General features: G+C 54.4%; 25 protein-coding genes and 1 tRNA gene. 8 read left to right on the top strand and 18 right to left on the bottom strand.

The genetic code is table 11. From position 1 onward, the window contains the following. The first annotated feature begins 1 nt into the window (after window position 1). Genes miaA through KP626_RS02180 form a run of 3 tightly spaced genes read left to right on the top strand, consistent with a single transcriptional unit; the run spans window position 2 to window position 2,510 of the window. Window positions 2-1,033, top strand: coding sequence for a tRNA (adenosine(37)-N6)-dimethylallyltransferase MiaA (miaA, locus tag KP626_RS02190; protein WP_395977920.1), 1,032 nt, complete (start codon window positions 2-4; stop codon window positions 1,031-1,033). Beyond that, a complete protein-coding gene (hfq, locus tag KP626_RS02185; RefSeq protein WP_395978917.1) occupies window positions 954-1,190 on the top strand; it encodes an RNA chaperone Hfq in 237 nt (78 codons plus the stop codon). Before miaA ends, hfq begins: the two co-directional genes overlap by 80 nt. Before the next feature lie 36 nt (window positions 1,191-1,226). Further along, window positions 1,227-2,510, top strand: coding sequence for an aminotransferase class I/II-fold pyridoxal phosphate-dependent enzyme (locus tag KP626_RS02180; protein WP_395977918.1), 1,284 nt, complete (start codon window positions 1,227-1,229; stop codon window positions 2,508-2,510). A gap of 285 nt (window positions 2,511-2,795) precedes the next feature. On the opposite strand, the gene lexA is transcribed toward KP626_RS02180, so the two are convergent. Then, on the bottom strand, window positions 2,796-3,407 hold the full coding sequence (gene lexA, locus KP626_RS02175) for a transcriptional repressor LexA (RefSeq protein ID WP_395977916.1): 612 nt from the start codon (window positions 3,405-3,407) through the stop codon (window positions 2,796-2,798). 126 nt (window positions 3,408-3,533) lie between these two features. Between lexA and KP626_RS02170 the strand changes: the two genes are divergently transcribed. Continuing rightward, the gene (locus KP626_RS02170) at window positions 3,534-3,740 is read left to right on the top strand and encodes a hypothetical protein (protein ID WP_395977914.1); all 207 of its coding nucleotides are present in this window, start codon (window positions 3,534-3,536) and stop codon (window positions 3,738-3,740) included. 7 nt (window positions 3,741-3,747) lie between these two features. Beyond that, window positions 3,748-3,909, top strand: coding sequence for a hypothetical protein (locus KP626_RS02165; RefSeq protein ID WP_395977912.1), 162 nt, complete (start codon window positions 3,748-3,750; stop codon window positions 3,907-3,909). 114 nt (window positions 3,910-4,023) lie between these two features. Here KP626_RS02165 and KP626_RS02160 read toward each other — a convergent pair whose 3' ends face one another. From KP626_RS02160 to proC, 3 genes are all read right to left on the bottom strand, one after another. After that, window positions 4,024-5,079 carry a tyrosine-type recombinase/integrase gene (locus KP626_RS02160; RefSeq protein ID WP_395977910.1) on the bottom strand — a complete coding sequence of 352 codons (1,056 nt, stop codon included), beginning with the start codon at window positions 5,077-5,079 and terminating at the stop codon, window positions 4,024-4,026. A 156-nt stretch (window positions 5,080-5,235) separates the two neighbouring features. Next, window positions 5,236-5,697, bottom strand: a complete 462-nt coding sequence (gene rnhA / locus KP626_RS02155) for a ribonuclease HI (RefSeq protein ID WP_395977908.1) — start codon at window positions 5,695-5,697, stop codon at window positions 5,236-5,238. Then, window positions 5,694-6,503: a pyrroline-5-carboxylate reductase gene (gene proC, locus KP626_RS02150; protein ID WP_395977906.1), complete on the bottom strand. Its 810-nt coding sequence runs from the start codon at window positions 6,501-6,503 to the stop codon at window positions 5,694-5,696. The genes rnhA and proC overlap by 4 nt, the downstream gene beginning before the upstream one ends. A 70-nt stretch (window positions 6,504-6,573) precedes the next feature. On the opposite strand from proC, the gene KP626_RS02145 reads away from it, so the two are divergent. Then, window positions 6,574-6,648: transfer RNA gene (locus tag KP626_RS02145), tRNA-Trp, on the top strand. 178 nt (window positions 6,649-6,826) lie between these two features. Here KP626_RS02145 and KP626_RS02140 read toward each other — a convergent pair. The 11 genes from KP626_RS02140 to KP626_RS02090 all read right to left on the bottom strand — a co-directional run bounded on the left by KP626_RS02140 (window position 6,827) and on the right by KP626_RS02090 (window position 20,427). Continuing rightward, a complete protein-coding gene (locus KP626_RS02140) occupies window positions 6,827-7,789 on the bottom strand; it encodes an MraY family glycosyltransferase (RefSeq protein ID WP_395977904.1) in 963 nt (320 codons plus the stop codon). A 112-nt stretch (window positions 7,790-7,901) separates the two neighbouring features. Beyond that, the gene (locus KP626_RS02135) at window positions 7,902-8,849 is read right to left on the bottom strand and encodes a dipeptidase (protein WP_395977902.1); all 948 of its coding nucleotides are present in this window, start codon (window positions 8,847-8,849) and stop codon (window positions 7,902-7,904) included. A 99-nt stretch (window positions 8,850-8,948) separates the two neighbouring features. Further along, window positions 8,949-10,088 carry a glycosyltransferase family 4 protein gene (locus KP626_RS02130; protein WP_395977900.1) on the bottom strand — a complete coding sequence of 380 codons (1,140 nt, stop codon included), beginning with the start codon at window positions 10,086-10,088 and terminating at the stop codon, window positions 8,949-8,951. Window positions 10,089-10,219: 131 nt separating this feature from the next. Beyond that, window positions 10,220-11,761, bottom strand: coding sequence for a ribonuclease Y (gene rny, locus KP626_RS02125; RefSeq protein WP_395978915.1), 1,542 nt, complete (start codon window positions 11,759-11,761; stop codon window positions 10,220-10,222). 196 nt (window positions 11,762-11,957) lie between these two features. Continuing rightward, on the bottom strand, window positions 11,958-12,998 hold the full coding sequence (gene recA, locus KP626_RS02120; RefSeq protein WP_395977898.1) for a recombinase RecA: 1,041 nt from the start codon (window positions 12,996-12,998) through the stop codon (window positions 11,958-11,960). 15 nt (window positions 12,999-13,013) lie between these two features. After that, on the bottom strand, window positions 13,014-14,258 hold the full coding sequence (locus KP626_RS02115; protein ID WP_395977896.1) for a competence/damage-inducible protein A: 1,245 nt from the start codon (window positions 14,256-14,258) through the stop codon (window positions 13,014-13,016). Between the two features lie 18 nt (window positions 14,259-14,276). Then, window positions 14,277-15,143 (bottom strand): CDP-diacylglycerol--glycerol-3-phosphate 3-phosphatidyltransferase, encoded by an 867-nt coding sequence (pgsA, locus tag KP626_RS02110; RefSeq protein WP_395977894.1) that lies wholly within the window; start codon window positions 15,141-15,143, stop codon window positions 14,277-14,279. Then, the gene (gene rimO, locus KP626_RS02105) at window positions 15,140-16,456 is read right to left on the bottom strand and encodes a 30S ribosomal protein S12 methylthiotransferase RimO (RefSeq protein ID WP_395977892.1); all 1,317 of its coding nucleotides are present in this window, start codon (window positions 16,454-16,456) and stop codon (window positions 15,140-15,142) included. Before rimO ends, pgsA begins: the two co-directional genes overlap by 4 nt. A gap of 15 nt (window positions 16,457-16,471) precedes the next feature. Continuing rightward, window positions 16,472-18,862, bottom strand: a complete 2,391-nt coding sequence (locus KP626_RS02100; protein ID WP_395977890.1) for a DNA translocase FtsK — start codon at window positions 18,860-18,862, stop codon at window positions 16,472-16,474. Window positions 18,863-19,010: 148 nt separating this feature from the next. After that, window positions 19,011-19,604 (bottom strand): dipicolinate synthase subunit B, encoded by a 594-nt coding sequence (locus KP626_RS02095; RefSeq protein WP_395977888.1) that lies wholly within the window; start codon window positions 19,602-19,604, stop codon window positions 19,011-19,013. Window position 19,605: 1 nt separating this feature from the next. Further along, window positions 19,606-20,427 carry a hypothetical protein gene (locus KP626_RS02090; RefSeq protein WP_395977886.1) on the bottom strand — a complete coding sequence of 274 codons (822 nt, stop codon included), beginning with the start codon at window positions 20,425-20,427 and terminating at the stop codon, window positions 19,606-19,608. A 147-nt stretch (window positions 20,428-20,574) separates the two neighbouring features. On the opposite strand from KP626_RS02090, the gene KP626_RS02085 reads away from it, so the two are divergent. Both KP626_RS02085 and KP626_RS02080 read left to right on the top strand, forming a co-directional pair. Continuing rightward, complete coding sequence (locus KP626_RS02085; protein WP_395977884.1) at window positions 20,575-21,627, top strand: anion permease; 1,053 nt, start codon at window positions 20,575-20,577, stop codon at window positions 21,625-21,627. Between the two features lie 15 nt (window positions 21,628-21,642). Further along, window positions 21,643-22,266, top strand: a complete 624-nt coding sequence (locus tag KP626_RS02080; RefSeq protein WP_395977882.1) for a DUF47 domain-containing protein — start codon at window positions 21,643-21,645, stop codon at window positions 22,264-22,266. 95 nt (window positions 22,267-22,361) lie between these two features. On the opposite strand, the gene KP626_RS02075 is transcribed toward KP626_RS02080, so the two are convergent. The 3 genes from KP626_RS02075 to KP626_RS02065 form a co-directional block, all read right to left on the bottom strand. Continuing rightward, window positions 22,362-23,486: a D-alanyl-D-alanine carboxypeptidase family protein gene (locus KP626_RS02075; protein WP_395977880.1), complete on the bottom strand. Its 1,125-nt coding sequence runs from the start codon at window positions 23,484-23,486 to the stop codon at window positions 22,362-22,364. A gap of 221 nt (window positions 23,487-23,707) precedes the next feature. Further along, window positions 23,708-24,151 carry a GerW family sporulation protein gene (gene ytfJ / locus KP626_RS02070; RefSeq protein ID WP_395977878.1) on the bottom strand — a complete coding sequence of 148 codons (444 nt, stop codon included), beginning with the start codon at window positions 24,149-24,151 and terminating at the stop codon, window positions 23,708-23,710. Between the two features lie 36 nt (window positions 24,152-24,187). Continuing rightward, complete coding sequence (locus KP626_RS02065; RefSeq protein WP_395977876.1) at window positions 24,188-24,730, bottom strand: hypothetical protein; 543 nt, start codon at window positions 24,728-24,730, stop codon at window positions 24,188-24,190. Window positions 24,731-24,748 lie beyond the last annotated feature (18 nt).

Raw genomic sequence — 24,748 nt, 5'->3', positions numbered from 1 at the left:
TATGGGCGCTGTATTCTTGGTAGGGCCTACTGCCTGTGGCAAGTCGAAGGTGGCGGTGGAGATCGCACAGGCTCTGGATGGTGAGATCATCAACATGGACTCCATGCAGATTTATGACGGTATGCGCATCGGATCAGCGCGGCCTACCCATGAAGAGATGAAAGGCGTGCCCCATCACCTCTACGGAATGGTGCCTATGGGAAAGGATTTCTCCGTCGCGGAGTATAAATCCACGGCCATGGAGACCATGGCCGAGATTGAAGCAAGGGGGAAGTTGCCCATCCTATGCGGCGGAACAGGTTTGTACCTCAACGCCATGACCTATCGCATGGATTTTGGCCGTGTTCAGGGAGATCCAGCGTTGCGAATGCGCCTTCTGGAGGAGCTGGAAGCCAATGGAGCGGAAGCCCTTCACCAGCGGCTGTGTATTGTGGATCCCTCCACGGGAGCTCGGCTTCATCCAAACGATGTAAAACGGGTACTTCGGGCCTTGGAGGTATATGAGGCTACAGGGATTCCAATGTCGGAGCGGGAAGAGGAGTTTACCCGCATGGAGCAGGAAAACTATGATTTTCTCATTCTGGGTCTTACCATGGAGCGGGAACTTCTCTATCGGCGGATCAACGCGCGTGTGGACGCAATGCTGCAAGAGGGGCTGGTGGCGGAGTGCCGGGTTCTTCTTATCAGCGGAATCCCCCTGAATCATCCTTCCATGATGGGTATTGGATATCGTCAGGTATTTCCCTATCTGATGGGAGAATACGGATATGATGAGATGGTAGAACGGGTGAAGCGGGAAACCCGGCGTTATGCCAAACGCCAGATGACTTGGTTCCGGCGGGATCGACGCATTCATTGGCTGAATGTAGATGATTTTTCCAGAACTGGTGATTTAATCCAACAAATCCTGTCCATAATAAAGGAGAAATCAGTTATATGGAGGGATTTGTGTGATTACCAACAATCGGCCCATCGTACTGCAGGATGTTTTTTTGAACCAGGCACGCCGGGAGCGGATTCCCGTCAGCGTTAAAATGCTGGACGGCGCGCAGTTAAAGGGCACCGTTCGCGGCTTTGATAGCTTCACCGTTATCCTGGATGACGATGGCGGCGCTTCCCAGATGATCTATAAGCATGCCATTGCCTCGGTGGTGCATCAGGGTGGAGGAATCTTCGAAAAACGTGCTTAGTGCATGAATTTATTGTTTGATTTGTGAGGGAAAGCAATGGACTACAAAACACTTAACGCCATGGGGTATGGCTTTCTGCCAGAAGCCGTGGTCATGGTTCAGGAGGCGTTTGACGCCTCTCGAGAGGCTTTTTTACGGGTGGACAACACCGCGCTCTACAACGAGGGTAAGGTGTTGTCCGCCTTTGCATCCTGCGGAGTCATGGCTAGCCATCTATTTGGGAGCACCGGCTATGGCTATGGTGATGTTGCACGGGATACCCTGGAAAAGCTGTTTGCAAGGGCGATGGGAGGGGAGGATGCGCTGGTGCGTCCGCAGATCGTGTCCGGCACCCATGCCATTTATCTTTCTCTTCGAGGCCTGCTTCGACCGGGTGAGACCCTGTACGCAATCAGCGGCACGCCTTACGATACCATTCAAGCTGCTATCGGGGTGGTGGAAACGCCGGGATCGCTGATGGAGCAGGGCATTCGCTATCGGGAACAGCCGCTGCTAGCGGGAGATATCTTGGATCTTGAGGGGATCCAGAAGACCCTGGAGGAGGATACGAGTATCCGGGTAGCTGCGATCCAGAGGTCTTCGGGCTATAGCTTTCGGCGGCCTATCTCCCTGGATGATATGAAAAAGGCCATCGAGCACATCCATGCGATCCGGCCGGATGTGATGGTCTTTGTGGACAACTGTTATGGAGAATTTACCGCCATACAAGAACCTACTGATTTTGGAGCCGATGTGATGGCAGGCTCTCTGATCAAAAACCCCGGAGGAGGCTTGGCTCCTACCGGTGGCTATGTGGTGGGAACCCGAGCGGCAATCTCCCGCATTGAGGGTTCATTGACGGTTCCAGGCCTTGGGAGGGAAGTGGGCTCCTATGAGGCGAGCTACCGGCCGTATTATCAAGGTCTGTTTTTGGCGCCCTCCGTAACGGCAAACGCGCTCAAGACCGCTATCCTTTTTTCTCGTGTGTTTGCAAAACTGGGCTATGCAGTTACGCCTCAGCCCGATGATATTCGGGAGGATATTATTCAGTCCATTCAGTTTCAATCGCCGGAAAAATTGATCGCATTCTGCCAGTCCATACAGCGATGTTCTCCCATCGATTCCATGGCGGCGCCCACTCCCTGGGAAATGCCGGGCTATGAGGATCAAGTGATTATGGCAGCTGGAACCTTTGTTTCCGGCGCCTCTATTGAGTTGTCGGCGGATGGTCCCATGCGGGAACCCTATACCGGCTATTTTCAAGGCGCAATCACGTTTGAGCATGGAAAAATAGCTTGTATCGCGGCTGTAAACGACATTCTTCGAATGGAATCATTATAACTACTCTGGCGAGAATTTATCGAAGTAAGCTATATGATAAAACCATTATATTGCACTTTGGATGCGCTGGTTCTTGACGTCCGTACCGTGCAGCATTCTCTACAGGACCTTTATAGAGACCCATTGGATTCATCATCTATTCATTGTTCTGTTCGACATGATTCACAGGGATCCTTCGTTCTTTCATGAAGGGCTACAATAATGATATGTATCTTAAAAGAATTAAAAAGCGCCCATCAAAACGATTTGGGCGCTTTTTATAAAAACAGGGATAATAAGAGGAGATTAACGGTATTGGCGCATGAGGCCGATGACCCGGCCAAGAACGGTAACGTCTTTGGCGATGATATCCTCCATAAAATCGTTCTCAGGGTGAAGGCGGAAGTAGCCGTCTTCGGCAAAAAATCGCTTGACGGTGGCCTCGTTTTCGATCATGGCTACCACAATTTCGCCATTTTCGGCGGTGTTGGCGCGCTGAACCACGATTTGGTCGCCATTTAGAATACCGGCGCCGACCATGCTTTCTCCCACTACGTTGAGGATAAAGGCATCCCCTTCCTGGGCCCGGACAAACCAAGAGGGAAGGTGATAGACATCCTCGATGTTTTCCTCCGCAAAGATGGGCTGGCCGGCTGCAACCCTGCCGATGACGGGCAGAGAGACCGTTTCCCGCAGGATGTTGGCGTCGTCCACGATCTCAATGGTGCGGGGCCGGAAGGAGTAACGGCGGATCAGCCCCCGTTCCTCCAAGCGGCAAAGATAGCCGTGTACTGTGGAAGTGGAGCTGAACCCCAAGCCCTCGCAAATGTCCCGCACGGAAGGGGAGTACCCGTTTTCCTTGGTATACTGCCGGAGAAAATCCAGGACCTTCTGTTGTTTTGCACTGATGTTGGCCATGCTCCACCCATCCCTATTGCATATTATTGAATGAATTATAACATGCGAACATCTATTCGGTAAAGGGGAAATGTACATTTCTTTTGAATTTGATGTATAATGAATGGCAGAAGGGAGCGTTTTTTGATGGAACGATGCTTGATTCACCCCGATCGTCTTTGCACCATGTGCGGGGAGTGCGATATGTGCGAATATGAACACAAGCTTTGTGATAATTGCTTTTCCTGTCTAGATTTCTCCACCGATTATAACGAGATTCTCATAGATGCCATCTATCCCAATACCGAACCTGCCCCGGAGGGGGCTTCTGAAAGGAAACCGGAGGGGAAGTAGGGCAAAAATGCAGATGAGATGCGTTTGGTTTGCCATTGAAAAGGAGCCCCCCATACTGGGGCTCCTTTTTCATAGCCGGGAATCCTTGGCCGAAATTGGCCACAGCGAGCCGGACTTGGCCCTTTTTGGCCATGAGAAAGTGAAGTCTAGGTCAGGCTATGACCATTGATTTATCGAATATACTAAATTATGGAAAACAATAAGATGATAGGGAAGGGGAACACCATGCCGCGGGAAAGCAGGACCTAGGCCTACGCCAAGCGCGAAAGCTCCCCTTTGGGAATCAATCATCATCCCGGAGTTTGACCACTCCGGCAGCCAGACGGCGCCGGTCGTCGGCGATGGCCGCATAATGCTTGCGTGTGGTGTTGACATCCTTATTGCCCAGGACATCGGCCACCAGGTAGATGTCGCCGGTTTCATGGTTTAGCATGGTGCCGAAGGTGCTTCGGAATTTGTGTGGAGAGATCTTCTTCAGCGGCGTGACGATGGCCGCGTACTTTTTGACAAGCTGCTGGATAGCCCGCTGGCTCATACGCCTCTTTTGCAGGGAAATGAACAGAGCCTCTTCATCACTGTCTGGCGGGAGTAGGCGCTTTCGGTCCTCCAAATAGGCCGTAAGGGCTCGCTCTACCTCCTCGCCAAAATACAGCACCACCTGGGCGCCGCCCTTCCGGGTGATGAGAAAGCTGTCCGTGGAGAAGTCGATATGGCCGACGTTTAGCCCCACAAGCTCTGAGATGCGGATTCCGGTGCCCAACAGTACGCTGAACATTGCAATGTCTCGGCTGCGAGTATACTTGTGATAGCGCTTCTGAGCGGCTGTAAGGGCATCGCCAGAGTCCACAGCATCCAGCATCTTGGCCACTTCATCGGGCTCCAGGCGGATGATGGGCTTTTCCGGGATCTTAGGCATATCCACCTTGGCCGCCACATTTTGGGACAACAGCTCCCGTTTATAAAGGTATTTGAAAAAGGACTTGAGGGTGGAGAGCTTTCGGGCTTTGCCGGGATTGTGGTTTTCCAGCTCCCGGTCATCCTGGCTAACATAATAGCCCAGGTATTCCAGATACCGCTCCAATATGGTGGGCGTAATGGTTTCTAGATCGGCAAGGGTGATCTCGGGAATGGCGCGCCCCTGAAAGCCGGGGACTTCTTCCGTAAGATAGCTGAAAAACAGCCGCAGGTCATAAGCGTAGTTAAGCCGGGTCAATGCCGTTGTGGTGGGCTCGATTCCTCGGAAGAACTCGCCGCAATAGGATGGTAGCTCTCGCTGCAGTTCCCGCAGCCGGAGGGTGCGCTCCCGCTGTATTTCCGTATGATAGGACAGATCCGCCATTGGTTTTCACATCCCAAGAAAAAAGGATTTTCCGGGTACAGCATACCATTCCCCGGAAAATCCGTCAATACTCTTCGTAAAACTTGTGTTTTGCGCATAGTTGTGTGGACACGTCCCCCATGCATATTCGGTGTAAGCTACCCGCTGGCTCGTATTTTATGAGCGGCTTTCCGCTAGACCTTTGCGATAAGCGGCAATGGCGCCGCGGGCCAGTGCATCACAGCGGTTGTTATAGGCGTTGTCGGCATGGCCCTTTACCTTGACGAAGGAGATCCGATGCTTTTCCATCTGGATCAAGAGGCTTTTCCACAGATCCACGTTTTCCACCGGTTTTTTGTCCTTTTTGAGGAAGCCATTCCGCTGCCAGTTGACGAGCCATCCCTGATTGATGGCATTGCAGAGATAGGCGCTGTCGGAATAAAGGGTCACCTGACAGGGTTGGTTAAGGGCTTCCAATCCCCGGATGGCCCCCAGAAGCTCCATGCGGTTGTTGGTGGTGTCCGGGTCGTGGCCGGACAGCTCCTTTTCCTGGCTCCCATAGATGAGGATGGTTCCCCATCCTCCCGGCCCTGGATTGCCGCTGCAGGCGCCGTCAGAATAGATGGAGACCGCCTTCACTTGCCGCTCCCCTGCATGCGATCAAATTTCTCTACGGCTTTTAAAACGCTGTCCATCACCGTTTTGCGGAATCCGCCCTGTTCCAGGGCGTAAACCCCTTCTATGGTGGTGCCTCCGGGAGAACAGACCATATCCTTTAGCTCGGCCACATGGTGTTGTGAGCTAAGGGCTAGCTTGGCGCTTCCCAATACCGCTTGGGCGCAAACGGGATAGGCCACGCTCCGGGGAATGCCGGCCATACAGGCGGCGTCGGCCATGGCCTCCAGAAATAGGAACACATAGGCCGGGCTGGAGCCGGCGATGGCCGCAAAAGCGCTGATGTCCTTTTCACTTAGAATCTCCACCCTGCCGACGGCGGAGAAGGTGGAAACCGCCAGGGCATATTCCGTAAGGGTGAGATCGTGTTCAGCACAGAGGCAGGTCATCCCCTCTCCCACCGTTAGAGGAAGATTTGGCATCACCCGGAGGATACGGGCATGCTCCCCCAGATGGGCTTTGATGTTGTCGTTGGAAAGGCCAGCCATAATGGAGATAAAGGCTTTTTCGGGAGTGACCAGGTCGCGGATCTCCTTTGCCACGCCGGCAAAATACTGCGGTTTAACGGCTAGGAAGATGAGATCGCACGCTTTGACCAGCTCTGCGTTGCTATCCCCCAGCATAAAACCAAATTTGAGGCTGGCATCCTTGAGTTTTTCGCTGTCCAGGTCGAAAGCCAACAGATCCTCCGGCGGGAAAACCTCCTTTTCGATGATGCCGCCCAGAATGGCTTGGGCCATATTCCCCATTCCGATAAAACCGATTTTCATCTATTGATCCCGTCCTTTCTTTGGTTGACTATTGTGGCAAATTTCGCTATAATGACAAAGTCCTATTGATAGGGGAGTAGCTCAATGGTAGAGTCACGGTCTCCAAAACCGTTGGTTGCGTGTTCGAGTCGCGTCTCCCCTGCCATGTTGCCGCAAGCTGTATGTTATGGCTTGCGGCGTTTTTTATAAAGCGCTTTTCCCCAATAACGGCCTTTTTGAGTGCCCATGGCCGTACGCTTTTTCATTTCTTTTACCCAAGATAAATATAGGCCGCACAGCGACGCGTGCGGCGGTTTCAGGTATTGCGGGGACTCCCCTGCCCTCTACCAGACGTTGGAATTGATGAAGAACAGGAGAATGGCCACCAGGGAGAAACAGGCGTTGATGAGACAGATCACCACGACCGTCTGTTTGGGACTCATGCCCATGGCCACCAGACGGTGGTGGAGGTGGGTCTTATCGGCCTTATAAGGGGGCTTGCCGTTTTTGATGCGGCGGTAAACCACCAGGATATTGTCGAAGATGGGAACCCCTAGAGCCAGAATGGGTACGAACAGGGACAGCAGCGTGGCCTGTTTGAAGGTTCCGAACAGTGCGATGACGGACAGGGTAAACCCCAGGAAGGAGGCGCCGGAATCGCCATAGTACACTTTGGCCGGAGGCTTATTGTACATGAGGTATCCCAAGCTGACCCCTACCAAGGTGATGGCCATTATGCTGGCAAGGCTATAAGGGGTACTCAGGGAGACCACAAAAAGGGTGACGGCTGAGATGATGGTGATGCTGCCAGACAGGGCGTCCAGGCCGTCTATGAAGTTGATAACGGTAGTGACGCCGTAGATCCAAACCACCGTCAGAATAAACTGAAGATAGGATGGCAATAGGATGTATTCGCCATTAAAGGGGTTGCCAAACCCGCGGAACACGGCGCCCGAAAGGAACATCACCACCGCGGCTAAGAGCTGCACCGCGAACTTGGGGAACGCAGGAAAATCCTTTCCCCGGGTCTTATAGTAGTCATCCACCAGGCCGATGGAGAGGATCATCAAGCTGCCTACTAGGTAGCCGATGAACAGCCGTGGCTGCTGATAGCCGCCAAAGAGGGTGAACGTCACAATAAACCCAGCGTACACGGGAAGGCTTCCCAGTTGGGGTACGGGGGTTTTATGCATCTTCCTCTGATTGGGGCGGTCTACAAAATCCAGCTTATGCGCCAGTTTGATAAACGCGGGCATCAGCGCCACCACGATTACAAAGGCCAGCGCAAAGGCGAGAACGTATGTCATGACGGTACCTTCAATCCTAAGAATGTCCTAAATAACCATATACCACTGATTTATTACTATACCAACCGGTCGGTTAAATGTCAATAAAACGCCGGTTTTGCGGGACTTTTTCCTATAAAAACGCTCTCATATACCGAGCTAGATTCTTGTAGGCGATGCCCTCAATCAGCGTTTCGGAGCAGCCCGCGTCACGGAGGCGGCTGAGGATTAGCTGGAAGTCCTGCGCGCCGTGGAGCTCCCGGGGACAGCGGCCGATGCCATCCCAATCGGAGCCCAGGCCCAGCACCTCTTCCCCACCCAGGCTGAGAATATGGTCGATATGGCGGATCATATCGTCAAGACAGCAGGCGTCCTCGTCTTCGTTGAGGAAGGGGGCGCAGAAGTTGATGCCGATAAATCCCTTCTGGGCGATGACCGCCTTGATTTGCTCGTCGTCCAGATTACGAAAATGGCCTGTTATGGCCTTGGCGTTGCTATGGGTGGCCAAGATGGGCTGGGTGGAGGTTTCTATCACGTCCCAGAAGCCCCGGGTATTCAGATGGGATACGTCGATGGCCATGCCCAGACGGTTCATCTCCCGGACGCATTCGAAGCCGAAGGGCTTCAGTCCTTCCTCGGCGTTGAGAATGGCCGGTGTGGCAATGGCATTTTCCCGGTTCCATACCAGGGTCATGGCACGGACCCCCAGGCGGTACATGGTCCTCAGCACGCCCAGGCTGCCGTTGATAGCGTCCCCGCCTTCTATGGCTAGTACCGCCCCAATGGGGCCGTTTGCCAGCACATCGTCCAGGTTATCCCGGGTGAGTTCCACGATATCGTCTCCCCAGGCGTCCAGCATAAGGCGGTATTGGTCGATCAGCTCCAGGCAGCGGGTAACGGAATCGGGGTGTTCTTTGGAATCCACAAAAGCGGCAAAGAACTGCAGGCGCACGTTCCCCTTTTGTAAGGATTCCCTGCTGACATGAATTTGATCCGGTATTCCGCCCATCAGTGGGGAGATACCATTAAAAAGGCTATAAAGATAGTCGGTATGGGCATCGGCAATGGGATAGACGTTCACTACGCAAAACTCCCTTTCTGTTCTAACTCATATGACTTGATTATATCAAAAAAGCCGTTGTTATGGGGAATGGATTGTGAAAAGAAGGGGGCGTAGAATTCAATTCTTAAGGATATTATTCCATTGATTTTTAATACGATCTTTTGAGAAATCTTTTGCGCGGGCATACGCATGATTTGACATGGTTTGACGAAGATTATCATTTTGAATTAAATCTAACAACGCTATGATAAATTTCTGCTGATCATGCTCCGGTATCAAGAACCCATTTACTCGATCTTCTACAATAGCTCGGGGGCCAACTCGCACGTCATAGGCAATGATAGGAAGACCACAACTAAGGGCTTCCAATAAGACAAAAGGAAGACCTTCGCTATGGGAAGTCATTGCGTAAATAGAAGCGTCATTCATGAGTTCTTCTATTTCAGTGGAGCTTTTCTGCCCTGTGAGCATAACCTGATTCTCCAGAGAAAATGATTGAATTAACGTTTCTAAACTTGAGCGTTCCTCTCCCTCACCCACGATTAGAAGTTTCCAATCAGGTACTGCTGAATGAATTTGAGAAAAAATCTCTATTAACCGAGAAAATCCTTTCACGCGATTCAAGCGCCCCACTGCTATTATTATTTTTTTTCGATTTGCAAAAGCAACTTTTTCCGGTAGCTGTTCTAAAAAATTGGGAATACATATTACTCTAGTATTCTGGTTTTTTTTCATTATTTCCCGCATTTCATCTGCTAATTGAGGGGTTAAAAGTGTAAATACATCGATATTTGTATAGCCAGAGGAACAGGCTTTCAGCAGCTTTTGATTGAATTGATGGTCGTGATGGAGCTGGGCAATTTTAAAAACGTTGGAACGGCCATATTTTGATAAGACAAGCGTATCCTCGTGGCGGGTAGTAATAATAATTCCATCTTGGATATTTCGAATGGCTCGATACACAGAATACTTTTTATGAAGTAAAATGCGAATTGCTTTTATGCTTTCTTTTATTAATTGAAAAAGCCTCTTTTTTTTCAAGCATTCCTTCCACTGCTGGCGATTGGGAGTATTCTTTAATAAATAAGTAACCTGTACTTGCGCGTTCAGCGGAAAAGCCGGACTATTAGGCATGCGGTAAACACAGATTATTTCCACTGGATAACCCAACTCAATAAATAGGTTAGCCATATTAACAATTGCCTTTTCAACACCACCAAATGCTAGATGCAATGCAATAATTCTGATGTTCTTCAAGATATCTTTCACACCTTAATTTCTTCATTATATACTTAATTATTTTATTCTATCAGCTAGTTGTTGGTGGAGCAAGCGCAAAAGAAAAACCCATCCGCTGATGCGGATGGGTTTTGGAGTCGGTTTGGAGGTTACTTTGCGTAGTCCACGATCCGGGTTTCACGAATGACGTTGACCTTGATCTGGCCGGGATAGTCCAGCTCATCCTCGATGCGCTTGACGATGTCCCTGGCAATGAGAACAGCGCCGTCATCCGACACGTCCTCGGGCTTGACCATGATGCGAATCTCCCGCCCGGCTTGGATGGCGAAGGATTTTTCCACACCATCAAAGGAGTTGGCGATGTCCTCCAGCATGGTGAGACGTTTGATGTAGTGTTCCAAGCTTTCCCGCCGAGCGCCGGGCCGAGCCGCCGAAACGGCATCCGCTGCCTGAACCAGCATGGCCTCCACCGTGGTGGGCTCGATGTCCCCGTGGTGGGCGGCGATGCAGTGGATTACATCGGCGTTTTCCCGGTATTTCTTGGCTAGATCCACGCCAATCTGCACGTGGGGACCCTCCACCTCGTGGTCCACCGCTTTGCCGATGTCGTGAAGCAGGCCGGCGCGTTTGCACAGCGCTACGTCGCAGCCCATTTCAGCCGCCATTAGGCCGGCAACATGGGAAACTTCGATGCTGTGCTTTAAAACGTTCTGGCCGTAGCTGGTACGGTAACGGAGCCGACCCAAGAGGCGAACCAGCTCGGGATGCAGCCCGTGGATACCGGTTTCAAACACGGCTTGTTCGCCGGCTTCCCGGATGATCTGGGCTACTTCTTTCTGTGCTTTGCCCACCATCTCTTCGATGCGGGCGGGATGGATCCGGCCATCCGCGATGAGGCGCTCCAGCACGATGCGGGCTACCTCCCGACGGACGGGATCAAACCCGGATAGGATCACGGCTTCGGGAGTATCATCAATGATTAAATCTATTCCAGTAGCCTGCTCCAGGGCGCGGATATTGCGCCCTTCCCTGCCGATGATCCGGCCTTTCATTTCATCGTTGGGCAACTGTACCACCGACACGGTGGTTTCGGCCACGTGATCCGCGGCGCACCGCTGAATGGCCAGCCCGATGATGTTGTTTGCCCTTTTCTCGGCCTCGTCCTTGGCCTCCTGCTCGATTTCCCGGATCAGAAGGGCCGCGTCGTGGCGGGCGGTTCGTTCGATGTTCTTCAGCAGAAGATCCTTGGCTTCGTCCCGGGTCATCCCCGAGATGCGCTCCAGATCATCCACCTGCTTCTGGATGAGGGCATCCAGGTCGTCAAATTTTTTCTGCAGCTCCTTTTGACGATTGGTGAGATTTTGTTCCTTTTGCTCAATGCTTTCCAGCTTGCGGTCCATGGTCTCTTCCTTCTGGAAGAGGCGGCGTTCCGAACGCTGCAGCTCGTTCCGCCGGTCCCTGGTCTCTTTATCCAGCTCGTCCCGCAAACGGAGAATTTCCTCCTTGGCTTCAAAAAGGTTTTCCTTCTTGATGGCCTCGGCGCGCTTCTGCGCTTCCTCGATCATCCTGTGTACGGCATCCTCTGCCTGGGCGACTTTGCGTTCCGCTACCCGCTTGCGGTACAGATACCCGCAGAACAGGCCGACGCCCAGGGCCAGAAGCACGCCCACAACGATGAGGACGATCTCCATTGGTCCTAACAAATTACAATTCCACCTCCATCTATCTGAAACCCGCGTATACCGGCCGGTGGAATCATGGTGGATATATAACCCCAACATACCGGGATACAAAGGCCAATAATTCAATATTAGTCAGTGATAAAACATTTGTCAAGCAAGACGCCCCCATGAGGGGGCGCCACTTTCTTTCCTTGATTTTCGCTGGTTACGGCGCCTGGGGAGCATCCTCGGGCTGCTCATCCGCATCGGGTTGATTGGGCTTCTTTTCCGCTGCCAGGAGGGCCCGGATCTTGGCTTCGATTTCATCGGCCACCTGGGGATTTTCCTTCAGATACTGTCGGACGTTTTCCCGTCCCTGGGCGATCCGGTTGCCCTCATAGGAGAACCAGGAGCCGCTACGCTGGAGGATATCCTTGCTGAGGCCGACATCTATAATGCTGCCTTCCCGGGAGATCCCCTCGCCGTAGATCATATCGAATTCCGCCGTTTTAAAGGGCGGAGCAACCTTGTTTTTGACCACCTTGGCACGGGTGCGGTTGCCGATGGCCTCGCTCCCCTGCTTTAGCTGCTCGCCACGGCGGATGTCCAGCCGGACGCTGGCGTAGAACTTGAGGGCGCGGCCACCGCTGGTGGTTTCGGGGTTGCCGAACATAACCCCTACCTTCTCCCGAAGCTGGTTGATGAAGATGACCACGGAGTTGGATTTGCTGATGGCTCCCGCCAGTTTTCGAAGGGCCTGGGACATGAGCCTAGCCTGAAGACCCACATGGGAGTCCCCCATATCCCCCTCGATTTCTGCGCGGGGCACCAGAGCCGCCACGCTGTCCACCACCACGATATCGATGGCACCACTGCGGACCAGGGCCTCGCAGATCTCCAGAGCCTGTTCCCCGGTATCGGGCTGAGAGACATAGAGTTCATCGATATTTACCCCCAGCTTCTGGGCATAGACCGGATCCAGAGCATGCTCCGCATCGATAAAGGCGGCCATGCCGCCCATCTTCTGGGCCTGGGCCACACAGTGGAGGGCCACGGTGGTTTTGCCCGAGGACTCCGGTCCGTAGATCTCAATGATACGGCCGCGGGGAAGCCCGCCAACCCCTAGAGCCAGGTCCAGGTCCAAACATCCAGTTGGAATATAGGAGATGTCGGCTACGGGGGATTCCCCCAGCTTCATGACGGCCCCCTTGCCGAACTTCTTTTCGATGTTCAATAGGGCGATATCCAGGGCTTTTTGTTTTTCCATTTCCGTTATCCTTTCTTATGTAAGGTCCGCGAGAATCTTCTTGCGCAGCAGGTTTAGGGCCCGCTGGGCGGCGCCCAGCCGGTTGCTGGCACGGTTGTTTCGGGAGAAATTTACCTGAAAGACCTGGGTGCCGCTTGGGCTGCTGACCCCGATGTACACCAGTCCAACGGGTTTTTCCGGGGTTTCCCCCTCCGGTCCCGCGATGCCGGTGATAGCAAGGCCAAAGTCAGCGCCGGCGTTCTCCCGTACCCGGCTGGCCATCTCCTGAGCCACCTCTTGGCTGACGGCGCCTTTTTCCTCGATCAGGGCCATGGGAACGCCCAGAAGCCGGGCTTTTGCCTCGTTGCTGTATGTAACCAGGCCCTCCTTTAAGAACGCGGAACAGCCAGGAACATCCACCAGCATGGAGGTTACCATGCCGCCGGTGCAGCTTTCAGCCAAGGCCAGGGTTTTCTGATGCTCGGTTAGCAGCTGGGCGATGACCGTAGGAAGGGGCTCTCCCTTGACGGTATAGACGTTATCCCCCAGGATCTCCTGAACCCTTTGCACCATGGGGTCTAGAATAGCGGAGGCATTCTCCCCCTTTTTGCATTTGGCGGTGATCCGCACCGTTACATCCCCAGTGGAGGCGTATGTGGCCAGGGTGGGGTTGGTTTGATTATGGATCAGTTCTCCCAGCATTTCCGCCACGGTGCTTTCCCCGATCTCCGCCACCCGGACGTAGGCGGAGCGGAGGACGCTGTCGGAGATGCTCTCCAGATAGGGCACTACGCTGGTGGTAAACATGTGTTTCATCTCGGAGGGGGGGCCGGGCAGCACCACCGCCCGCTTGCCATCCTTCTCGATGATACAGCCGGGAGCGGTCCCCCGGTGGTTGGGCAAGGTGATGCCGTTTACCGGCATCATGGCCTGTTTACGGTTGATGTCCGCCATTGGCCGTCCCCTTCCCGCGAAATAACGCTCCAGCGCATCCAGACTCTCCTGGTGCAGAGCTAGGGGTTCTCCCATGAGCTCGGCTACGGTTTCCTTGGTGATGTCGTCCTCGGTGGGGCCCAGGCCGCCGGTGGTGATGACGATATCGCTCCGGCGAATGGCCATCTCGATGGTATCCCGCATTCTTTTGGGGTTGTCCCCCACCGTCTCCTTATAGTAGACGTCGATGCCCATGGCGGAAAGCTGCTGGCTTAGCCATTGGGAATTGGTATCCACGATTTGGCCCATTAAAAGCTCGGTTCCCACCGAGATCAGTTCTGCGATCATACGATTACCCCCAGTTGTTTAAGCGTTGAATATCTTTTTCAGCGTATCCCAGTGGCGTACGCTGTAATCGGCGATGGAAAGGCAGCAGAACAAGCCGGCGATCCATAGGAGAAGCCCGCTATTTGCCGGCCAGAAGATGGCGAACACCAGGGCCAGCACCACTAGGAGCTGGGCGATGGCGTCTACCAGACGGATCCGGACCGTTACATAATATAGCTCTGCCATAGTACGGAAGCCCGACAGGATGTTGTCCTTGGCGATGATCAAGAAGGCCACCACCATGGGCACCATATGAAGCTGGCACAGGATGAACAGCGCCGTATAGATTAGGAATTTGTCCAGGAACAGAGCCAGGTATTTGACCCAGCCGTACCGTTTGACGATGGACAGGTTGGGAACCAGGTATTCATACACGCTGTATAGGGTGACGGCAAGGGCCAGCCAAAGCACGATGTTGCCAATGAGGTCTACCTTTAGGAGCAGGGCAATGTAGGCGATGATCTGCAAAAGGGTTTTGATCTTGCCGCTCCATTTGGCGGAGATGGCCACGCCATCCTTAGCGGCCAGGTTCCGGAGGGGGTTGATCATAAGATCCCGGCCGATGAGGATGATGGCCATATAGGCCGGCAACTTGCCCCAGGTAACCAGCACCACCATGGCGGCGCTGGTCAGCATTTTATCGGCGATGGGATCCACCAGTTTGCCGAAATCGGTGACGATGTTCCGTTTTCGGGCGATTTTGCCGTCCAGACTGTCGGTCAAAGAGGCGGCAAAGAACACCACCGCCGCCACATAGTTCCATCCGGGGAACCCAATGGCGGCTACGGCAATAAACACCGGAACCAGGATGATGCGCAGTAACGTTAGCTTATTGGGAAGATTCATGGTAGGACCTCACTCATTACATCATATTCCTCAGCCTGGATTACCCGGGCGTCCACAAACTGGCCGATGGCAAGAGGGCGTTCCGAGCTGAGATAGATTTCGCCGTCCACGCCGGGGGCCTCGGATTGGGACCGGCCGATGTAGAGGCAAAGGGTATCATCGTATTCGTCCACCAGCACCTGTTCGATGGTTCCTACCCGGCGTTGGTTGCGGCGGAGGGAAACCTGCTGCTGGGCTAGAAGCACTTCCTCAGCGCGCCGGGCCTTGACCTCCTCGGGAAGCTGGCAGGGAAAAGCAGCAGCCCGGGTTCCCTCTTCCTGGGAATAAGCAAAAGCACCCAGGCGATGAATGTGCCCCTCTCGGACAAAATTTAGGAGCTTTTGGTGCTGGGATTCGGTTTCTCCGGGGAATCCGCAGATCAGCGAGGTGCGGACGGTGAAACAGCCGTAGGAGGCAATCTCCTCCAGGAGGGACCGGATGCCCGCTTCGGTGGCGTGGCGCCCCATGGCGGATAGGACGCCGTCATCGATATGCTGGATGGGCATATCCAGATAGTTTACGATATTCGGGGTATTGGCCATCAATGCCAGAAGGCGGCTATCGATGCGCTCGGGATAGGTGTACAGGACTCGGATCCAGGGGGCATCCAGCCGGGAAATGGCCGTTAGCAGATCATAAAGGCGGTACTCGCCGTAGAGGTCTTTGCCATAATAGGAGGTATCCTGGGCGATGAGGATCAGCTCCTGGGCGCCATTTTGGACGTACTCCTGGCACTCGGCCAGAATGTCCTCCATGGTCCGGCTCACATAGCCTCCTCGGATTCGGGGAATGGCACAGTAGCTGCAGCCGGTGCTGCAGCCCTCGGCGATGCGGATATAGACGCTGTGCCGGGGAGAGATCAGCACCCGGCGGCCGTTTGGCCGGCTGCAGGCGGAAAACTCCTGAACCCGCTCTCCTGAAAGCACCCGCTCCACAATCCGGGCGATGTCGCCGTATTGGTTTACGCCGATGAAACCGTCCACCTCGGGCAGCTCCTTTGCCAGTTCCTCCCCATAACGCTGGGAAAGACATCCCGTCACCAAAACGCGCCGCACCTTCCCCTGCTGCTTCAGTTCCGCCGCCTCCAGAATGGCCTGGATGGATTCCTCCTTGGCGGCATCGATGAATCCGCAGGTATTGATGATGAGGAGGTCGGCATCCTCCGCCTCCTCCACCATGGTATATCCGTTATGGACCAGGGGATAGAGCATCTGCTCGGTATCCACCTGGTTTTTATTGCATCCAAGGGAGATCATCCCAATGGCTTCTCTCACGATAACAGGTTCTCCTTAAAACATCTCTTCAAATTCCGCCCGGCTGATCAGGACGTTCCGGGGTTTGCTGCCGTCCGGCGGGCTGATGATGCCCATCCGTTCCATCTGATCCATGATCCGGGCAGCGCGGGCGTACCCAACCCGGAATCGGCGCTGGAGCATGCTGGTGGACGCCTGGCCGGCGTCCAGGAACAGATCGGCGGCGTCCCGGATGAGTTCGTCCATATCGTCATCCCCGCCGCCGGCGGAGCCGCTTCCTCCCCCCTCGTTCAAGGAGGCTTTGTCGATCTGGTCGATGATCTCAGTGTCGTACTGGGGGGCGGCATCGGCGCTTTTGATGAACTCCGTCACCGCTTCCATCTCCTGGTCTGGAATATAGGCTCCCTGAACCCGCATGGGTTTGGGCATGCTGCTGGTCATAAGGAGCATATCTCCCCGGCCCAACAGCTTTTCGGCGCCGTTCATGTCCAGGATGATTCGGGAATCGGTTTGAGACTGGACGGTAAGGGCGATCCGGGATGGGAAGTTGGCCTTGATGAGACCGGTGATGACGTCCACCCGAGGGCTCTGAGTGGCCACCACCAGGTGGATACCCGCAGCCCGGCCTTTCTGGGCGATCCGGCACAGAAGGGCCTCGATATCCTTGGGGGCAGTCATCATGAGATCGGCCAGCTCATCGATGATGAAGACGATATAGGGAATCCGGGGATTCTCCGTCATGGTCATGATCTCGTTGTACTTTTCAATGTCCCGTGCACCCCGGGAGGCGAAATCATCATAACGCTTATCCATCTCGGTGGCGGCCCAGTTAAGTGCCCCTGCCGCCTTTTTAGGCTCGGTAACCACGGGGATCATCATATTGGGCAGGCCGTTGAACCGGGCAAAATCCACCTTTTTTGGATCCACGATGATGAGCCGCACGTCATCCGGAACGGTGTTGAAAAGAAGGCCCATGATCATGGTTTGCAGGCATACGCTCTTGCCGCTTCCAGTGGTGCCCGCTACCAACAGGTGAGGCATGGCGGCCAGATCCAAAACGATGCTCTCTCCCGTTAAATTTTTGCCGATGGGTACCGTCAGCTTGGAAGCGCTTTTGGTAAACTCGGGGCTTTCCAAAATATCCCGCAGCATGACGGGGGTTCGATCCCGGTTGGGCACCTCGATGCCGATGGCGTTCTTTCCGGGGATGGGAGCCTCGATACGGACGGAAGCCGCCGCCAGGGACAGGGCGATGTCGTCCGCCAAATTGACGATACGGCTGATCTTCACCCCAGGGGCAGGCTGGACCTCATACCGGGTAACGGCGGGCCCCACCACCACGTTGACCACCTTGGCCTGGATGCGGAAGTTCTCAAAGGTGCGTTCTAGAAGGTTGGCGTTGTTTTTCATATCGTTCTTGGCCGCGCGAGCGGTCTTAAGGGGCGACAGCTTGGCCAACATGGAAATGGGCGGTTTCCGGTAAGCCCTTTTTTGCTCCTGCGGAGCGGTGGAGGAATACGCAGGGGCCTCTGGCGCTTCTACTGGCACGTCGTCTGGCTCCGGCGGACGGCCCGCCTTCCGGGGGGCGGGCCGTTGGAAGACCAGATGCTCGTCCTCTTCGGGAGCGATCCGATGGATGCTGGGGTCCTCTCCCCTATTCTGCAAATCATAGGGCAGGTATTCGATGTCCCGGTCGGACTCCCCCAGCCGATGGACGGGGGGCTCTTCGGGGGCCTCGTCCTCTTCCACTGAGAAGAATTTAAACAGCCCCTTTTTCCGGGGCTTTTCCTCGGGGGCATCCTCCTCCATCGGGGGGATGGAATCGTTGTCCACCTCCAGATGGTGCGGATCAATCCTCCCCTGGCGCTTTTGCCGGTGGGGACGCTCTGGCAGATGGATATTCTCCCGCATCTGTTCCCGGATGGACCGGATGGAAATACGGGTAAGGACCATGGCGGCGATGAGGCCTGCCGTAACCAGCAGGACGGCGGTACCCGCTACCCCCAAAAGCACCACCAGGGGATGGACAAACACCTGGGCAAAGGCGCCGCCTCCCCAGGCCCCAGCTACCCCCGCTCCATAGGCGGCGGCGACGCTGGCAAAATAACCGGGCTCGGTGGGCCGCCCGGTGAAGATCAGATGCCAAAGACAGATGACGCAAAGAGCGATGACTCCAGCGCAGACGTAGGGCCCGGATTTCTTGGGCCGGCGCATGTAGAACGCGACATAAACCCCCAGGGCGATGATCGCCGGGGGCAACGCATAGCTGAGGGTGCCGAACAGCCCCAAACAGACGTTTTGAAAGGCAACGCCCAGCATGCCGGCGCTGCCAAAGTAGATGCCGAACGCCAGAATGGCTCCAAAGGCCATGAGAATCACGCCGGCGATCTCCATATTCGCGCTCTTTTTCCTGCGCTTTCTTGCCATAAGATCCCCTTCAACAAATGTTTGTTCGCTTATTTATTATACACGAATCCGTATACAATCACAAACAAAAAAAGAGGAGGAAGGCACCTCCTCTTTTTTTCTATGGCTTGGGAAACCTTGGATTTCCCAAGGAAAAAATAGGCTCGCTTTATTTAAGGCATTCCCCGGCTCCCAACAGTACGGGCTGCATCTGTTTCCCTGTAAGCGCCAATTGGGCAGCCTCGGGTATTAGGGAGAACCGGGATTGCATGGAATTGGGCTTTCCTTCCACGCCGTCCTGGCCAAAGGGTACAAAATAGATGTGCTCCCGGGCCATCAGCGTGCCTATGTTCCGGGCGTTGGCCCCCAGAGAATCGTTGCTGGCAATGGCCAGCAGCACCGGCCGTCCGTTTCGAAGATGGGACTTTACCGCCATGGTGACCGGCGTGTCAGCGATGCCGTTTGCCAGTTTTGCCATGGTATTGCCGGTACAGGGAGCTACGATCATCAGATCCAGCAGACGCTGGGGTCCGATGGGTTCCACCCCGTCTATGGTGGCAAGAGGGCGGTGTCCCGTAAGTTGAAACAGCTTTTCACGGGTTTCTGCCGCCGTTCCAAAGCGGGTGTCCATGGCGGCCACATTATGGGATAGGATGGGCGTTACCTGAGCGCCCATCTCCACCAGCCGCTCCACTTCGCCAAAGATCATGGGTATGGTGCAAAAGGATCCGGTGAGACCGAATCCAATCCGTTTTTCCTTCATGTTATTCCATCTCCTCCATTTTTCCCAGGATGTATTCCGCCGCAGCGCCGCCCGCAGACCGGGGGGAGATTTTTCCCGGCAGTCCGCCCGCCAGCAGGTAAACCACATGCTCCGGCCAGTCCTCCGGCTGGCTTCCATAGGGCGCTGAGGCCAGCTCCAGGTACAGGCAGCCCTTAGACACCTCGTGGGTATGGCGCTTTAAAATCACCCGGCTGGGCACCGTGTTGAAGACACAGTCCGCTCCATATAGGGCCCACCCCATCTCATCCATTTCATAGGGGCTGTATCCCAATAGGTTGGCCCGCTCCAGCTCCTCTGGCCGGCGCGCTACCACCCGAACGATCTTGGTAAAGGGCTCCAGGTAGGCTACAAGGGCCTTGGCGATTCGCCCTGAGCCGATTACCACCACCGTGGCGCCGATAAGGCTTCGGCTCATGGTGGTGATCGCCAGCGCTACCGCCGCCTCGGCGGTATAGTGGGCGTTGGCAAGGGTAAAGCAGGGATCTTCTAACAGCTCAAAATACTCGGTTTTGGCATCCACCATCCAGGCTTTTTGCCGGGGGGAAAACCGCCCTGCGAAGACGGCGGCCCCGGGATTGACGCTGGCCAGAACCTCGTCTGCGGGGTCGGCGATTCCCTCAATTTGGCTACCGCCCAGATAGTTTGCGGGGAGAATGGCGGCGGTGCAGGAGGAAAGGACATCGATTGCCGTGGGATCCAACTGACCCTGGATCCAATGGGCGTCCCAATCCTGGGACAGCAGTATTTCCTTGATATAGCGGTTTCGGCTATCGGAGCCAAGAATGACGGCTCGTTTTTCCATTGGCGTTCCCTCCCTTACTATCCATATTATGAAGGCCATGGAGTTTGGTGCCGGTGGGAAGAAAAGAAATGGATTGCAGGGAGCCTCAGTCTGGGATATAATAAATAAAATACAAAAATTTCATATTTAGAGAAGGAAGAACAAGCCATGACGGTATCGCTGCCGGACTTTGTGTCCCAGATGCTTTCCAACCCCGGTCTTGTGGTAACGGTGATCCTCACCTTGGGTGTGATCTTGGTCAATGGCTGGACGGATGCTCCCAATGCCATCGCCACTTGTGTTTCCACCCGCTCCATGAGCCCCCGCGCAGCTATTTTGATGGCTGCCTTTTTCAACTTTCTTGGCGTTCTGGTGATGACACTTTTGAACGCTACCGTTGCCCAAACCATCTATAATATGGTGGACTTTGGCGGAAATGCCCAGGAGGCCAGCCAAGCCCTCTGTGCGGCTATGTTCGCCATTGTAGTATGGGCTACCGCCGCCTGGCGTTTTGGCATTCCCACCAGCGAAAGCCATGCGCTCATCGCAGGGCTTTCGGGAGCGGCTATCGCGCTTCACGGAGGGCTGTCCGGCATTAACGGCGCCGAGTGGCTGAAGGTGGTATATGGTTTGGGCCTCTCCACCCTGTTGGGCTTTTTCGCCGGTTTTCTCTCTGCTAAGACGACCCAGTTCGCCTGCAGGAACGTGGACCGCCGGAAGGCAAACCGTTTTTTTCGGTATGCGCAGATTGGCGGCGGAGCCACTATGGCTTTCATGCACGGAGCGCAGGACGGGCAGAAGTTCATGGGGGTCTTCATGCTGGGGATGTTCCTAGCGGGAGGGCAAAGCGGCGTCACCTCCTTTGTGATCCCCCTCTGGCTGATGATCCTTTGCTCTGCCGTGATGGCGCTGGGAACCTCCATCGGAGGGCTGCGCATCATTAAGGCCGTGGGCATGGATATGGTGAAGCTCAATAAATATCAGGGCTTTTCTGCCGATGTGGCGGCGTCAGGGTGCCTTCTGCTGTCTTCGGTGCTTGGAATTCCGGTAAGCACCACCCATACCAAGACCACCGCCATCATGGGGGTGGGAGCCGCCAAGCGGTTCTCCTCCGTCAACTGGGGGGTGGTCCGGGAAATGGTCCTGGCCTGGGTGCTTACCTTCCCCTGCTGTGGGGTGATTGGGTATTTGATGGTGGAGCTATTCGACTTGATCTTTTAAAAGGAGCCGACGAAAATGGCAAAAAAACAAAACGGTTATTATTTTGATTGCTTTGTGAACTTGGCGGAGCGTGCCTGCGAGGCGGCTCGGTATCTACGGGGCATGGTGGAGGATTTTACTCCCGCCGCCTTGGAGGAACAGATGGAGGCTATGCATGAGATCGAGCATGCCGCTGATCTGGAACGCCATGCCGTGGTGGAAAAGCTGATCCGGGAGTTCCTCCCACCCATTGAATCGGAGGATATCCTGGCGCTGCTGGATAAGATCGACGATTTGACCGACTATATTGAGGAGATTTCCCGGGAGCTATATATGTACCGGATCCGAAGCGTGCGTCCAGAAGCGTCCCAGCTGGCGGGGCTGATCTGCCAGTGCTGTGAGGTGCTGAAGCTGGCGCTTATGGAGTTTAAGGATTTCCGGCGCTCTGTTTCTTTGAAGGAGCACATGGTGAAACTCAATGAGTTGGAGGAAACTGGAGATATCCTTCACAGGGATGCCATCCGGCAGCTGTACGGAGATTGCGATAATCCCGTGGAAGTCCTTCGCTGGACCCAGATCTTTGAGAGCATGGAAAACTGCTGTGACGCCGCAGAGCAGGTGGGAGAATTGATGCAGATCATCATTATGAAAAATTCCTAATAAACAAAAAACAGCGCCTAGAGCGCTGTTTTTTGTTTTTGGAAGGTTGACAGAATCCCGGTGATCGATGGTCAAAAAGGGGGCCACTGGCGGGGTTAGAACAGGTTTTGGAAGAAACGCTTTATCTTGAAGAAAAAGCTTTGCTTGTTGACAGCGGTACCCGCCAGAAGGTTGATCTTGGCGATTTCCGTGTCTCCCAGGGAATAGGTGATGGTGCCTAGAACCTGGTTCTCTTCCACAGGAGCGGGGACGCTGCTGGGAAGATCGATGGATTTTTTTACCGTCTCGCTGTCATCTACCCTTAGGGGGTAATAGGCGTTTTTCTCAACCAATACGGGGGTGGTATCCAGTTCTCCGTTTTCCACCGGAAGCGTGGCTATTTCCTCCCCTTCCTGAGCGATCTGGGTTAGCCAGAAGTTTTCGTGGCCGTAGTCAAGGAGAGAGGTGGCGTCATCCCACATGTTGGGACAGGAAAGCACCACCGAAACCACCTCCAGCCGGTCCCGGGCGGAGCTGGCCACCAGACACTTTCCCGCCTCGATGGTATAGCCCGTTTTTACACCGGTAGCGGATTCGTAGTTCCACAAAAGCTTATTTTTGTTTTTGATGGTGCGCTTGGTTCCGCTTCCCTTGGGCATCATCTCATAGTATTTGGTGGAAACGATGGTGGAAAAGTCCTGGTTGCGCATGGCGGCGGCCGAGATGATCCCGAGATCGTTGGCGGACGTATAGTGGTTTTTTGCCGGAAGACCATGAGGATTGACGAAGTTGGTGTTCTTTGCCCCAAGTTCCCGGGCCTTCTCATTCATCATGGCGGCAAACCCCTCCACGCTGCCGCCCAGATAGATGGCGATGACGGTGGCGGCGTCGTTTCCAGACTGCATCATCAGGCCGTAGGTTAGGTCTAAAAGGGTAAACTGCTCCCCTTCCTCCAAGTAAAGAGAGGAGCCCTCTACCCCAACGGCCTCCTTGGGTACGGTGACCACCTCGTTGAGCTTGCCGCTTTCCACCGCAAGAAGGGCGGTCATCACCTTGGTGGTACTGGCCATGGGCATGGGGGCGTCCCCATTTTTGCTATATAGGATTCGGCCGGTCGTGATCTCCACTAGGCTGGCGCCCTTGGCGGAGGGGGCGACTTCCCCCGCGAAAGCAGTACCGGACAACAATAGTGTGCAAAGGATTAGGATTCCACAGATCAGCCTACGATAGCTTCGTCTCAAAGCGATTCCTCCTAACAAAAAAAGAGAGTGGCCCAGGCCGCCCTTTGGATTGGCAGAGTTCTCTATCTACCTTATACCAGCCGTGGGATGAAAAGATTGTCGGACTGGAGAGAAAGGCGGTGTCGGATTTTCCCGGTTTTCGTCCGTCCAATCATGATCCCATGAAATTGGCTCCAAAGCATGGTGGTTTCACTCTCTTTTTTATGCGTAAAAATCTGGGGTTATTCGGTATAAGAGGAATAATCCGTATAGGGGGTCTCCCCGCCCCAGTCTTCCTCCTCCTGGACGCTCTGGGCTTCCTGCCGTTCCATCCATTTTTCCGCCAGTTCCTTGATGAGGGTTACGGCTTGGGGCACGATCTCCAGCAGCCGGTCCATTCCGCAAAGGTTTTCCATGGGCAACAGCCGTACGGTGCCGTCCGTTACCACGATGAATCCCATGGGTTTTAAGGAGATCCCCGCGCTGGCGCCTCCAGCAAAGGGATAGCCGGAGCGGGATTCCTCATCCTTGCCGTAGCGGACCCGGTTTTCCGGGGCGTACTCCCCGCCGCCGGCCACAAATCCAAAGCATACCTTGGACACCGGCAATATTATGGTGCCGTCCTGGGAGAATACCGCGTCCCCCACGATGGTGTTGACATCCACCATCTCTTTGATCTGTTCCATGGCCGTTTTCATCATGTTTTCAATGGGATGCAACGATCACTCACTCCTTTTGTTGCACTGTTTCTTGGTCAAGGCATAGTTTGCCGCAGATATAATATCTGCCAAGGTGATTTTTACTATGCAATGAATGGAGCATTCCAGGCATTTCCTGTTGAATTGAGGCTGGATGGAGACACCCTTTATCAGGATGTCTCGCTGACGGAAGGGAGCGATGGCAATGGCGGCATATAAAAGGCTCTCCAGGGCGCCGACCGCCATGGCGACAGAGAAGGCGTCGTCCCAGCCCAGCTTCAGCTGAAGGGAGGATTGCTGGATTTTTGCCTTTTGAAGTAATTGGTATAGGAATTTGCCGAAATCCAACGGAGGCCGATTTCGTTGAAAGGTACGGCTTTTGGATTTTTTATGGAAGAACCGATCCCGGCCCAAAAGGTCGATCCGCCGGCCGAAGAGGAGAAATCGGATGAAAACCCAATGCTCTGTCCGCTCATGGCGGTAGAAGATCCGGTATTCCAAGCTTACATCAGCAAACAGGAATAAAAGAGATAGACTGGCCAGTGCTGCCAATATCCAGTAGAGCATCCAATCCCTCCTTTCTTT

Origin of the sequence: Christensenella sp. MSJ-20, from assembly GCF_044357945.1 — a bacterium.
GTDB lineage: Bacteria > Bacillota > Clostridia > Christensenellales > QAND01 > QAND01.
This window is presented reverse-complemented; position numbering and strand designations above follow the sequence as displayed.